Origin of the sequence: Kyrpidia tusciae DSM 2912, assembly GCF_000092905.1 — a bacterium.
GTDB lineage: Bacteria > Bacillota > Bacilli > Kyrpidiales > Kyrpidiaceae > Kyrpidia > Kyrpidia tusciae.
This window is the reverse complement of sequence record NC_014098.1, coordinates 1,456,028-1,469,070: the sequence shown is the minus strand read 5'-3', so window position 1 is coordinate 1,469,070 and position 13,043 is coordinate 1,456,028. Positions and strand designations below refer to the sequence as shown.

Annotated in this window: 13 protein-coding genes; 1 reads left to right on the top strand and 12 read right to left on the bottom strand. The window is 61.1% G+C overall.

Going from position 1 to position 13,043, the window contains the following annotated elements; genetic code table 11:
* Nucleotides 1–84 precede the first annotated feature (84 nt).
* The 7 genes from trmD to smc form a co-directional block, all read right to left on the bottom strand.
* Nucleotides 85–888, bottom strand: a complete 804-nt coding sequence (gene trmD / locus BTUS_RS07240) for a tRNA (guanosine(37)-N1)-methyltransferase TrmD (protein WP_013075456.1) — start codon at nucleotides 886–888, stop codon at nucleotides 85–87.
* Nucleotides 885–1,412 (bottom strand): ribosome maturation factor RimM, encoded by a 528-nt coding sequence (rimM, locus tag BTUS_RS07235; RefSeq protein WP_013075455.1) that lies wholly within the window; start codon nucleotides 1,410–1,412, stop codon nucleotides 885–887. The genes trmD and rimM overlap by 4 nt, the downstream gene beginning before the upstream one ends.
* A 60-nt stretch (nucleotides 1,413–1,472) precedes the next feature.
* Nucleotides 1,473–1,751 carry a 30S ribosomal protein S16 gene (rpsP, locus tag BTUS_RS07230; protein ID WP_013075454.1) on the bottom strand — a complete coding sequence of 93 codons (279 nt, stop codon included), beginning with the start codon at nucleotides 1,749–1,751 and terminating at the stop codon, nucleotides 1,473–1,475.
* Nucleotides 1,752–1,838: 87 nt separating this feature from the next.
* The gene (gene ffh / locus BTUS_RS07225; protein ID WP_013075453.1) at nucleotides 1,839–3,176 is read right to left on the bottom strand and encodes a signal recognition particle protein; all 1,338 of its coding nucleotides are present in this window, start codon (nucleotides 3,174–3,176) and stop codon (nucleotides 1,839–1,841) included.
* Complete coding sequence (gene ylxM / locus BTUS_RS07220) at nucleotides 3,163–3,534, bottom strand: YlxM family DNA-binding protein (protein ID WP_013075452.1); 372 nt, start codon at nucleotides 3,532–3,534, stop codon at nucleotides 3,163–3,165. The genes ffh and ylxM overlap by 14 nt, the downstream gene beginning before the upstream one ends.
* Before the next feature lie 66 nt (nucleotides 3,535–3,600).
* Nucleotides 3,601–4,542: a signal recognition particle-docking protein FtsY gene (gene ftsY / locus BTUS_RS07215; protein ID WP_013075451.1), complete on the bottom strand. Its 942-nt coding sequence runs from the start codon at nucleotides 4,540–4,542 to the stop codon at nucleotides 3,601–3,603.
* Between the two features lie 73 nt (nucleotides 4,543–4,615).
* Complete coding sequence (gene smc / locus BTUS_RS07210) at nucleotides 4,616–8,194, bottom strand: chromosome segregation protein SMC (protein WP_013075450.1); 3,579 nt, start codon at nucleotides 8,192–8,194, stop codon at nucleotides 4,616–4,618.
* Between the two features lie 182 nt (nucleotides 8,195–8,376).
* On the opposite strand from smc, the gene BTUS_RS07205 reads away from it, so the two are divergent.
* Nucleotides 8,377–8,889, top strand: a complete 513-nt coding sequence (locus BTUS_RS07205; protein WP_013075449.1) for a hypothetical protein — start codon at nucleotides 8,377–8,379, stop codon at nucleotides 8,887–8,889.
* Between the two features lie 167 nt (nucleotides 8,890–9,056).
* On the opposite strand, the gene rnc is transcribed toward BTUS_RS07205, so the two are convergent.
* From rnc to fabD, 5 genes are all read right to left on the bottom strand, one after another.
* Nucleotides 9,057–9,752 (bottom strand): ribonuclease III, encoded by a 696-nt coding sequence (gene rnc / locus BTUS_RS07200; protein WP_013075448.1) that lies wholly within the window; start codon nucleotides 9,750–9,752, stop codon nucleotides 9,057–9,059.
* A 25-nt stretch (nucleotides 9,753–9,777) separates the two neighbouring features.
* Entirely contained in the window at nucleotides 9,778–11,022 is a 1,245-nt protein-coding gene (fabF, locus tag BTUS_RS07195; protein ID WP_013075447.1) for a beta-ketoacyl-ACP synthase II, read from the bottom strand.
* 62 nt (nucleotides 11,023–11,084) lie between these two features.
* A complete protein-coding gene (locus BTUS_RS07190; RefSeq protein ID WP_013075446.1) occupies nucleotides 11,085–11,321 on the bottom strand; it encodes an acyl carrier protein in 237 nt (78 codons plus the stop codon).
* A gap of 26 nt (nucleotides 11,322–11,347) precedes the next feature.
* Nucleotides 11,348–12,100 carry a 3-oxoacyl-[acyl-carrier-protein] reductase gene (fabG, locus tag BTUS_RS07185; protein WP_013075445.1) on the bottom strand — a complete coding sequence of 251 codons (753 nt, stop codon included), beginning with the start codon at nucleotides 12,098–12,100 and terminating at the stop codon, nucleotides 11,348–11,350.
* Nucleotides 12,097–13,041: an ACP S-malonyltransferase gene (fabD, locus tag BTUS_RS07180; RefSeq protein ID WP_013075444.1), complete on the bottom strand. Its 945-nt coding sequence runs from the start codon at nucleotides 13,039–13,041 to the stop codon at nucleotides 12,097–12,099. Before fabD ends, fabG begins: the two co-directional genes overlap by 4 nt.
* Nucleotides 13,042–13,043 lie beyond the last annotated feature (2 nt).

Here is a 13,043-nt window from a genome sequence, read left to right as displayed (position 1 = left end):
CGTTCATACCGGCCCCTCCGAGCCGCAGAGGACCGCCTTGATCGCCAACGCTCATTATATCTTACTGTCGGCAAAATGGTCCAATCAAATTTCCCCCTCGGGGTCGGCCGACGACGCACCGCCTTCCGGGATGTGATGCGGCAGAGGCACGTTTTCCTCCCGGGCGATGGCCTCCACCTCTTTGCGCTCTTCGGGGGTGAGGGCCGACCAGTTCACCAGATCCGGCCGCCTCAAGAGAGTCCTCCGGATCGCCTCCCGGCGCCTCCACCGGGCGATCTCCCCGTGATGACCGGAGAGAAGCACTTCGGGCACCGACAGACCCCGATAGACCGGAGGGCGGGTGTATTGGGGATACTCCAGCCACCCGTCAGAGAAACTCTCACGTCGGGCCGATTCCTCGTTCCCGAGCACACCCGGGAGCAACCTGGCCACGGCGTCAATGATGGCCATGGCGGGGATCTCGCCCCCGGTCAAGATGTAATCACCGAGGGAAATCTCATCATTCCCCACCAGGGTTCGGACCCGTTCATCGAATCCCTCATAATGGCCACAGATCAACACGAGATGATCCAACCCCGCCAACTCTTCAACGATGTCCTGGGTCAGCCGCCTGCCCTGGGGACTGAGCAGCACCACGCGCCGGCGGGCCCCGGGTGTCTTTGCCACGACGTCCTCCACGGCCCGGACGATGGGATCGGGCGCCAACACCATCCCCGTACCCCCACCATAGGGGTAATCGTCCACCGTGCGATGCTTGTTCGTGGAAAAATCTCTAAAGTTCACCAAGCGCACTGAGAGCCGTCCCGCTTGGAGGGCGCGGCCGAGGATACTTGTGCGAAGGATCCCTTCGAACATCTCCGGAAACAGGGTCAGCACATCGATGATCACAATTCCTCCAACCCTTCGGGGAGGGAAACCACCATGAGCCTGTCCTCCACGGAAACCCGCTTCACCACCGACGGGATGGCGGGAACCAGGAGATCTTTCGCCCCCGGCCGCCGCACCACATACACATCGTTCGCTCCGGGTTGAAGGACCTCCGACAACTCACCCAACCACCGGCCGTGCTCGTCCACCACCCGACAGCCCACCAACTGATGAATGTAGTACCGGCCTTCCGGAAGAGGCATCAGTGCCGATTCCGGCACCTTCAACTCCCGGCCCTTCCACGGCTCCACCGCCTGGATGGAATGAAATCCGGCAAACTGGACGATAAACACGTTCTTGTGTTTGCGAGCCTTCTCCACCCGGAGTTCCATGGCGGGACCCGTCCCCCCGTCCAGCCACAAGACCGACCCCTGCCGGAACCGGACTTCAGGAAAATCGGTGCGCGGGAAGATGCGAACTTCTCCTCGCAAACCGTGCGTCCCCACCACCACGCCGACCGTGTACATGGGCTCTTCCGGCGCCATCGCGATCCCCCTTCGGAAGATATCCCCCCGGTACCCGGAACTGCCGTGCAACAAAGGGAATTACTGGCTGTTTCGCCCGGCTCGTCGCTCGTGAAACTCTCTCATCACTCCCGCTTTGCGAAGCAAACTCCTTGCGGTATCCGAAGGCTGAGCCCCGGTCTCTAGCCAATGCAACGCCCGCTCGGTATTGATCTGGATAGCAGCCGGTTCAGCTAATGGATCATAGGTTCCAATTTCTTCAATGAACCGTCCGTCCCGGGGCGACCGGGAATCTGCCACCACCACGCGATAAAATGGACGTTTCTTCGCACCCATCCGCTTCAAACGAATCTTCACCACCGAACCTTTGTCCCCCTTTGACTTTAGATATTCGGATTGCCGGCTCCGACCCGGATGGCCGGCGCACCCAACCAGCGGGACTCCGGCCTAAAAGGGCCGAAATCCTTTGCGTCGAGCCATTTTCTTCCCCATGCCGGAAAACTGCTTCATCATCTTCCGCATCTCTTTGAACTGTTTCAGGAGGCGGCCGACATCTTCCACCCGGGTCCCGCTTCCCGAAGCGATCCTCCGCCGCCGGCTGGCGTCGATCAACTCCGGCCGACGCCGCTCTTCGGGAGTCATGGACAGAATGATGGCTTCCACCCGGCCCAGCTGCCTCTCGTCCACCTGGAGATTGCCCAAGCCCTTGATCTTGTTCATGCCCGGCAGCATACCGAGCAACTGATCCAGAGGACCGAGTTTGCGGACCTGGCGGAGTTGATCGAGAAAATCTTCGAGGCTGAACTCCCCGGCCCGCAGCTGCCGCTCCAACTGCTTCGCCTTCTCCGCATCCACCGTCTGCTGGGCTTTTTCGATCAAGGTCAGGACGTCGCCCATGCCCAAGATCCGGGAGGCCATCCGGTCCGGGTAAAAGGGTTCCAGGGCGTCGAGCTTTTCCCCAACCCCGGCAAATTTAATCGGACAGCCAGCCACCGACAGGATGGACAGGGCCGCTCCTCCCTTGGTATCGCCGTCCAGCTTTGTAAAAATCGCTCCGGTCAAGCCCAGCCGCCCGTGGAAAGCTTCCGCCACCTCCACCGCCGACTGGCCGGTCATCGCGTCGACCACGAGAAGGATCTCGCCGGGCACAACGGCGGCTTTCATCCTCTCCAATTCTTCCATCAACGCGTCATCCACGTGCAGTCGACCGGCGGTGTCCACCAAAACCACGTCGCATCCTTCTTGAGAAGCCCGTTCCAGGGAAGATTTGGAAATCTCCACAGGGTCGGCATCCCCGTCCACAGAGAACACCGGGACTTTAAGCGCTTCACCCAGGGTTTGCAGTTGGCGAACCGCGGCCGGTCGATAAACATCCGCAGCAACCAGCAGGGGCCGACGGCCCTGCTTGCGCACCCACTGAGCCAGTTTCCCGGCCGTTGTCGTTTTCCCGGCCCCCTGCAGACCCACCAACATCACCACCGCCGGACGGCCGGACAGGTTGAGGGTGGATGGCTTGCCACCCAAAAGAGCCGTCAACTCATCGTGGACAATCTTGATCACCTGTTGGGCTGGAGTGAGGCTTTTCATGACCTCCTGCCCCACCGCGCGCTCCCGGACCCTGGCGACAAAATCCCGGACCACGGTAAAATTCACGTCGGCAGCCAGCAGGGCCCGGCGTACTTCTTTCATCGCCTCGTCCACGTCCGCCTCGCTGAGTTTCCCTTTTGACTTCAAACGGGCAAAGGCCTCTTGGAGGCGACCCGCCAACCCTTCAAACATCCCCATCCCCCCCTCCTGTCCCGTTGCCGTCCTCACAAAGTTCCCCGACCAACTCAAGCAGGCGCCGCTGTTGATCGTGGCCCACCGGAAGCCCGGCGATCACCTCGGCAAGCTGCCTTTGGATCGCCCGCCGGCGCATGTGGCGACTCACAAGGCCCAGTGCGGCCTCGTACTGTTCCAACTGGTCCACCGCCCGCTTCAGGTGATCATGAACTGCCTGACGGCTGACCCCGAACTGAATGGCAATCTCACCCAGGGAGAGGTCTTCCAAATAATGCAACTCGACAAAGCGTCGCTGTTTCTCCGTCAGGAGTGCGCCATAATGATCGTACAGCAGATTCACCCGCGTGGTTTTCTCCAGCACCGGCGCCACCGCCTTGTCAAGCCAATCGGCTTTACACCGGAATGTTACCGGATCGCAGGACCGTTGTCAAGAGTTCTCCCGGCCCTCAGCCCCATCTGTTCCGAGAAGGGCGTCCACAAAGATTTCCGGATCGAAGGGCTCCAGATCTTCGATTCCCTCCCCCACCCCGACGAATTTCACGGGGATGCCGAGACGCCGGCGAATCGTTAACGCCATTCCGCCTTTCGCCGTCCCGTCTAATTTTGTCAAAACCACTCCCGTCACTCCGGCGGATCGAGAGAACAGTTCGGCCTGGGTGAGGGCGTTCTGCCCCGTGGTGGCATCGATGACCAAAAGCACCTCGTGTGGAGCTCCATCGACCTCCCGGGCCGCCACCCGGCGGATTTTCTCCAGTTCGGCCATCAAATTCGTTTTGTTGTGCAAACGCCCCGCCGTGTCGCACAACACCACATCCACCCCTCGGGACCGCCCGGCCTGGATGGCGTCAAACACCACCGCCGCAGGGTCGCTGCCCTGCTGTTGGCGAATCACATCCACCTGGGCCCGGGATCCCCATACATGCAGTTGCTCAATGGCCCCCGCCCGGAAGGTGTCTCCGGCAGCCAGGAGTACCTTGCGGCCTTCGCCCGTGAGCCGATGAGCCAGTTTGCCAAGGGTGGTGGTTTTCCCGGCGCCGTTCACCCCGACAACCAGCACGACGGACAGGGATCCGGGATGAATCTGTAAAGGCGCAGAATCCCGACCCAGAACGTCGAGAAGAAGTTCCCGCAACAGGGGGCGCAGTTCCCCCGCTTCCCGGACGCCGCGTTCCCGGGCCTGTTTGCGGAGATCCTCCACCCACTCCACCGCTTGATCCACCCCGACATCGGCAAGAATCAGCAACTCCTCCAGTTCGTCAAACAGCGCATCATCCAACCGCCGCCGCCCGGTCACCAGGGAACTCATCCGGCCGAAAACAGCCTCCCTGGTTTTTTGAAGTCCTTGGCGAAAACGATCGAACAAACCCAAGCTGTCTCCTCCTTTCTCAACTTATTCCCGCCGGCCCGCACGGCGAGGGGGCGTCGCCACGGACAAACATCCGTCAAGAGGCCGTCTGCTCTTCGGGTTCCGGATCCACCATGCGCACCGCCACTAATTTTGACACCCCGGCCTCCTCCATGGCGACCCCATACAGGGCGTCCGCCTGCTCCATCGTACCTTTGCGGTGCGTGATCACCACAAACTGTGTCTCATGGGAGAATTCCCGAAGGTATTTGGCAAACCGGTGGACATTGGCTTCGTCCAACGCGGCGTCCACCTCGTCCAACACGCAGACGGGAACCGGATTCACCCGAAGAATCGCGAACAACAGGGCGATGGCCGTCAGTGCCCGCTCCCCTCCGCTGAGCAGGGAAAGGGTTTGAAGCTTTTTCCCCGGCGGCTGCGCCGCGATTTCCACCCCCGTCCCCAGGGGATCTGCGGGATCGGTCAACTCCAGTTGCGCCCGTCCTCCCCCGAAGAGGCGGACAAATACCTCCTGAAACTGCGCGCCGACTTCCTTGACGGTGGCCAAAAACCGGCTGGACATCTCGTCGTCCATTGCACGAATCAGGTCGTTGAGACGGGCGGAGGCAGCAAGGAGATCATCTCGTTGGGCGCTCAAAAAATCGAGCCGTTCCCGCAATCGGCCATACTCTTCCACCGCTCCGGACCGCACCGGTTCAAGACTTTGCATCGACCGGCGCAACTCCTCCAACCGCCGGGAGAGAGGGCCGGGATCCTCCACGTCTCCGAACCGTTCTTTTGCCCGTTCGAACCCCATGTGGAAGTTCTCCGCCAAATCGTCCAGGGCATGCCGCAGTTCGACCTGGAGCCGTTCCCGGCGAATCGTCCACGTGTGAAGATCTTGTTCCAGGCGGTGAAGGCCCTGCCGCCGGGCCGCCACCGCGGCCTCCGCCTGCTGGACCGCCTCCGCCCCCCGCAACCTCGCTCCCTTAGCCTCTTGCAGCTCCCGAAGCCGCTCCGCCGCCAAAGACTGTCCTTCTTCCAGTTGCTCCGAGATCGTGATCAGTCGGCCTCGGGTTTCATCCCGGCGTTTTTCAAGTTCGCCGATCTCGACTTCGAGAGCGGCAATCTGGCGCTCCAGCTCCCTAAGTTCGGAAACTTTGGCCTCACGCTGCTGAACACCGTAGGCCCGCCTTTCCCTCAACGAGGCCAACTGGACTTTGAGTTCGGTGATGATTGCCCGGCGCTCCTCCAATTGGCCCTCCATCGCCCGGCGCTCGACCTCGAGGGCGCTGATCTTCTCTTGAACCAAGGCGGCTTGGCGCTCGGCTTGAACCGCTCGCTCCCGGGCCTGCTCCATGTCCCGCTTTTGCTCATCCACTTCCTGGCTGAGGCGATCGATCTCGAATTGATCCCACTCCAATCGCTCAATCAAGCTTTTTAACCGGGCCCCGAGATCATCTTGAATTCCCTGGAGTCGGTTCCCCTCCGTGCGCGCCTCGTGCAACGCTTGTTCATATTCTGCGGCTGCCCGCCCGAGAACAGCTTCTTGCTCCCGAAGACTCCTCAGAGTCTCCTCTCCCTTTTCGACGCGCTTTCTCTGCTCCTCCACCCGCTGGGCCATCAATTCCACCTGGCGGCGCCGGGAAAGCAAACTTCCGCTCCCCTTAATCGGCGCGCCCCCGCTCATCGTGCCTCCCGGGTGGACCACATCCCCTTCCAACGTCACCACCCTATACCGGCGGCGGACCCGGCGGGCCATTTCCACCGCCCCTCGCAAATCCTTCGCCACGGCGACCTGTCCCAGGAGATACGATACCAACGACTGAAAGGCGGGTTCCGCTTGGACGAGATCGGCCGCCACTCCGACCCAGCCTGGCGCCCCGGATAAGGTCTGCCGGTCGGCCTCCGTCATCGTCCGAGGTCGAATGACCGTTAGGGGAATACAGGTGATCCGCCCTTCCTTCACCCGTTTCAGGTACTCGATCGCCCGGCGGCCCGCTTCCTCATCCAGAACCACCACGTACTGCAATGCCGGCCCCAGGGCAGCTTCCACGGCAGAGTCCAGACCCTCCGGCACCCGGATCACCTCGGCCACCGCCCCGAGAACGCCGGAAAGCTTTCCGGCCTTGGCGGCGGTGAGCACAGTTTTGACTCCCCGTCCGTACCCTCCATATGACTCTTCGAGGTCTTTCATAACCTCCCATCTGGATACCAGGGCCGCCAGCTGCTCCCGATCCCGGCGCCATCCGTTTTCTGCCTGATCCATTCGCCCCCGCAGTTGTCTCTCCTGGGCGACCCGATCCCCTTCGGCTTCCTCCAAGCTTTTCACCCGGTTTGCCACGGCCTCCTTTTGCCGCTGTACCTCTTCGAGTTTCACTTTGAGATCTTGCGCCTCCCGGCCCCGCTCCGCCGACTCCTCCATCAGGCGGTCCCGGCGCCGGGCGGCCATCTCCAGGGCCTCGCGTCGATGCCGTTCTTCATTCCGGGCCGCCGCCGCCTGGTTGAGCCGTTCGATCAGCTCAGCTTTGTACTCGTCCAAGCGAATCTTCAGCCCCGCTCCGGCCGCATCCCCGTCGTCCCCTTCCGCTTCTTCCAGTCTCCTCCGCCCTTCCTCCAGCTCTGCCTCCGCCGACCGGACCTCCACCTCCAGTCTCTGAAGCTCCCCTTGAACCGTTTCCCTCCGGGAAATCAGGTCTTGAAGGCGATTTTTCGCCTCGGTCCAGGTCTGATCAAGATGAGTGGCACGCTCTTCCAAAAGCCGGCGCTGCCCCTCTTCCCGTTCCCTCTCTGCCTGCCACGAGGCCCATGAGCTCTGGATCTCCTCCAGTTCTCGGTCCTGGCGCACCAGCTCCAGCCGCCGCTGCTCCAGATGGGCCTCGGCGTCCGCCAGGGCCGCCGCCTCCCGAGCGGCCGCTTGTTCCGCTTTGACCGCTTCATCCTGGGCCCGTTGATACTCCATGTGGGTTTGTTCAATGCGGTGCACCGCCAAGCGCCCGGCGATGGTGGCCGCTTCTTCCTGAAGGGCCCGATACTGCTGTTCCCGTTCGGCCTCCGCGGCGAGGGGAGTCGCCTGTTCCGTCAGTTCGTGGATGACATCTTCCACGCGCATCATATTGGCTTTGGTGTCTTCTAACTTCTTCAGCGCCTCGCGCTTTCTGGCTTTAAATTTTACAATGCCGGCGGCATCCTCAAAAATTCCCCGGCGATCCTCGGGACGATTGGAGAGAACCTCGTCAATGCGGCCTTGACCGATCATTGAATAGGCTTCTTTGCCAAGGCCAGTATCCAAAAACAGATCGATGACATCTTTCAGCCGGCAGGTTTGACGGTTCAGCCGATATTCACTTTCCCCTGACCGATACAGGCGGCGGGTCACGGTAATCTCCCGATAATCCAGGGGTAATCGCCCATCCTCGTTGTCGAGGGTCAAGGACACTTCACAATAATTGATCGGTTTTCGCCCGTCGCTCCCGGCAAAAATCACATCCTCCATCCGGGCGCCGCGCAGGCTCCTGGCCGACTGCTCCCCCAGAACCCATCGCAGTGCTTCGGCGATGTTGCTTTTGCCGCTGCCGTTGGGCCCGACAACCGCCGTGATCCCCGGGGGCAGTTCGATCTCCGTCCGATCTGCGAAAGATTTAAACCCCGAGATCTCCAACCGTTTAATGTGCATGCGCGTCGACCCCGTTCCGTCGTTCCATGATTCGGTAGTGTCATTGTAGCATACATGGGACTCGCGTCGAGATCGGATACTAGTTCCGACCAGTTTGCCATGGAGGGAATCTTGCCCGGGGTAAAGAGATCCACACGAGCACCTTCTATGAGGGGCTCGTACTGGAGAAAGGGGGGGCCACTGTGCAAAACAAGGGTAAGAACAGGGGAAAATCCTGGTTGTGGCGGTTCGCAATCTTGCTGTTTAGTTGTGTCCTGGTTCAACCGAGTGCTGAAGCCACCCACCCGGACAGCCCCCGCATCGAGATCGGGGATGCCGGGTCCGGCGAAATCCTCGGCCGCGCCCCGTGGGATGCGGAGGTTGCCGAGTTGGTCGGCGAAATCGCCCGCTCCTGTCACCAGATGGATCCGGCGGCCCAGATTCGCTTTCCGGCGGGATACATTGTCCGAGTCGTCTTCGATGGAGCGGTTGAAATCGGCATGCCTCACCCGATCCGAGAATTGTGGATCGTCGTGCCCCGGGGGGAGCCGGGCTCCGGCCGGGTGATCGCCTTCGAACCGGACGATCGAATGACCGTTTACCGGCCGGAGTCTTCTCTAGAGCCACTTCGCCGATGGATCCACCGCCACACGGGGCGGAACGGGGCACCGGTTCACCGATCGGAATCCCCGCCTTGGACCGGGCCCCACCGATAAGCCGAGGACAAAAAACGTTGGTGAAGGACATGCTCGGCCATCCCCAACACGATCACCGCAGGAATTGCCCGCCAGATCGGAGTTCGTCCGCCGGCGCGGATCGCTCGATACATGAAGGGCCCATACTGGCGGGCGGAACACCGGGGGCTCTCCGGCCCGGGTGAGGATTAAGACGGAAGGGCGGTCAATTTCATGAGCGCCTCCCGGGCAGCATGCTGTTCGGCCTCTTTCTTGGAGCGCCCAGACCCCTCCCCGTAGGCTTGTCCACCGATCCACACCTGCGCCACAAACTCCCGGTGATGGGCAGGGCCCCGTTCATCCGTGATTCGGTACGTCAGTGGCCCCAAACCCACTTTTTGCACGTGCTCCTGCAGCATCGTTTTGTAATCATCCAGAATCGGGGCCTGCTCCCGTTGCAAGGCCGGAAACATCATGCGCTGCAAAAACTCCCGGGCAGCCTCCAGCCCTTGGTCGAGGAAAATCGCCCCGATCAGCGCCTCGTAGACGTCTGCCAATAGAGACGGCCGGCGCCGCCCCCCGGACATCTCCTCCCCCCGGCCGAGGCGGATATATTGATCCAACCCCAGGGCTGTGGCAAACCGCACCAGGGAGGGCTCACAGACGATGGCGGCCCGCATCCGGGTCAATTCTCCTTCCGGAAACCGAGGATAAGCCCGGAACAGAAACTCGCTGACCAGCAGTTCCAAAACGGCGTCCCCGAGAAACTCCAATCGCTCGTTGTCTTCCACATCGCCCCGGTGTTCGTTTCGGTAACTGGAATGCGTGAACGCTTGACGGAGGAGTGATGCGTTGCGGAAAGTGATCCCGAGGCGCGCCTCCAACTCATCCCATTTTGTCGCCACAGTATCCCACCTGTTCCGAGCAAAGCTAGGCCTCCGGCATCCTCCGCACCACAATGCAGGCGTTGTGGCCGCCGAAACCGAATGAATTGGAGAGAACCACATTCACCTTGGCCTCCCGATAGACATTCGGGACATAATCCAGATCGCAGTCAGGATCAGGGGTCTCATAGTTGATCGTCGGCGGGATTTTGCCCTCCTGAAGGGTCAACAGGGAGGCAATGGCTTCCACCGCCCCGGCCGCTCCCAACATGTGGCCAACCATCGATTTGATCGAGCTGACAGCTACCCGATAGGCATGGTCACCGAACACCCGCTTAATGGCGATGGTCTCGAATTTGTCGTTTAAGTCGGTCCCGGTACCGTGGGCATTGATGTAATCAACATCCTCGGGCTGAAGCCCCGCATCTTTCAGAGCGGCAACCATGGCCCGGGCGGCGCCGTCTCCTTCCGGAGCAGGCTGAGTGACATGGAAGGCGTCTCCGCTCATGCCATAACCCACCACTTCACCGTAAATCCGGGCCCCTCGCTTTTGTGCGTGCTCCAATGCCTCCAGAATCAAGACCCCGGCGCCTTCACTCATCACAAAGCCGTCCCGCTGCAAATCAAAAGGACGAACGGCCCGTTCAGGCTCATCGTTTCGGGTCGACATGGCCTTGGCCGACGAGAATCCCGCCAGGGCCATGGGATGGATGGTCGCCTCCGTGCCGCCGGCGATCATCACGTCCGCCGCCCCATACTGGATCATTCGGGTCGCATCCCCCACCGCATGAGTGCCTGTGGCACACGCGGAAATCGGGGCACTGTTGGGCCCCTTTGCACCAAACTGGATCGAGACCTGCCCGGACGCCATGTCGGCGATCATCATCGGAATCAAAAAAGGACTGACCCGACGAGGGCCCTTTTCCAATAGAATCTGATGCTGCTCCATTAATGTGTGCAATCCGCCGATTCCGGAACCTATGTACACGCCCACTCGTTCGGGATCCGTATCGGCCATGGACAATCCCGCATCTTCGAGAGCCATCTTCGCGGCCGCCACAGCAAACTGGGCAAACCGGTCCATCCGCCGCGCTTCTTTTCGATCGATAAAGGCCTCCGGATCGAAGTTCTCCACCATTCCCGCAATCTGGGTCGGGAATTCGGAAACGTCAAACCGGTCGATTCGCCGAATGCCCGAACGCCCCGCGAGAAGATGAGACCAAAACTCGGAAACGGAATTGCCGATAGGCGTCAATACGCCGACGCCTGTCACCACCACCCGACGCTTCACGGCCTACCCCCCCGGCACGTAACATAAAAGTCCCGCAACAACGTACGGGACTCTCTATTGTTTTACCCTTGATGCGAATCAATATACTGGACCACTTCAGCCACAGTCGAAATCTTTTCCGCATCTTCATCGGAAATCTCCATGCCGAATTCGTCTTCCAACTCCATGACCAATTCCACAATGTCGAGGGAATCGGCACCCAGGTCGTCTTTAAACGACGCTTCCATCGTCACTTTGTCTTCATCGACGCCCAGGCGGTCCACGATAATCCGCTTGACGCGATCGAACGTATCAGACATTTCGTCACCTCCCTTCACAGAGTATACTACATGGCCATGCCACCGTCGACGTGAAGTACATGCCCCGTAATATACCCCGCCGCTTCAGAACTGAGGAAAGCCACCGCTTCAGCCACCTCCTCGGGACGCCCCAGGCGCCCCAGGGGAATCTGGTCGTGAAGAGCCTGCACCGCTTCTTCTGTCATGGCCGCCGTCATGTCCGTCTCAATCAATCCTGGCGCCACGGCGTTAACGGTTATCCCCCGGGAAGCGAATTCCCGGGCGGCCGTTTTGGTCAGCCCAATCAATCCAGCCTTGGCCGCCGAGTAGTTGGCCTGGCCGGGGTTGCCCATCACACCGGCCACCGACGTGATGTTGACAATCCTCCCGTAGCGTTGCTTCATCATGGGTCGGGCTGCGGCGCGAATACAGTGAAAAGCGCCTTTGAGGTTGGTGTTCATCACCGCATCCCAATCGTCATCCTTCATGCGCAGGATCAACATGTCCCGGGTAATCCCGGCGTTGTTCACGAGAATATCCAGACGACCAAAAGCCTCGAGGACCTCCCGCACCAACCCGTCAGCCTGGGACGGGTCCGAGACGTCTCCGCCAAAAGCCCGGGCTCGTCCCCCGGCTGCTTCGATCCGCCGAACCACGTCAGCGGCGGCCTCTTCCCGATGGACGTAGTTTACCGCCACAGCCGTCCCCCGGGCGGCCAATGCCAAACACACGGCTCGGCCAATCCCCCGGGATCCTCCGGTGACCAGGGCAACCCTTCCTTCTTGTGGCGCATTGGTCACGATTCTTTCACCGCCTCCCAGCGATTCCACAAAGCTTCCAAACTATCCGGATCCTCCGCCGCGAGGATCTCGACATTCCGATCCACTTTTCGAACCAACCCGGACACAACCCGACCTGGGCCCACCTCTGCCACCCGGGTCACCCCCATGGCGAGCATCGTCCTCACTCCGTCTTCCCACAACACCGGACCCGCCACCTGGCGAGCCAGCGCCTCGCGAATCTCATCCGCCTTGCGCCTCGGTTTCGCGTCGATATTGCTCACCACAGGGCAGATCGCGTCCCGCAGGGGGACACGGGCCAAATCCTCGGCTAACCGCTGGGCCGCAGGCTTCATCAAAGAACTGTGAAAAGGTCCACTGACTTCCAGGGGAAGCACTCTCTTCGCCCCCCGCTCCAAAAGTCTCTTGCCGGCCTCCTGCACCGCCTCGGTCCTTCCTGAAATAACCAATTGACCCGGGCAGTTGACATTGGCCAACTCCACCGGTCCAACCTCCCGGCTGACCTCCGCACAGACCTCGGTCACCGTGTCCCGGTCGGCCTGAAGAACCGCCGCCATCGTCCCTCCACCCGCCGGGACCGCCTCTTGCATGTACTGGCCCCGCCGGTGTACCACCCGCACCGCATCGGCAAAATCCAGCGCCCCCGCCGCCACCAGGGCGCTGTACTCTCCCAGACTGTGCCCCGCCGCCACGTCCGGCCGCACACCCCGGGCCTCGAGAACCCGCCACACGGCCACACTCGCCGTCAAGATCGCCGGTTGGGTGTACGTTGTCTGCCGCAACTTCTCTTCGGGCCCATTGAAACAAAGGTCCGAAAGCGAAAAGCCCAGCGCCGCGTCCGCTTCCTGAAACGTTTTCTTCGCTTCCTCGTATGTATCATACACCGCTTTGCCCATCCCGACCTTCTGAGCGCCCTGCCCCGGAAACACCCACGCCCACATCC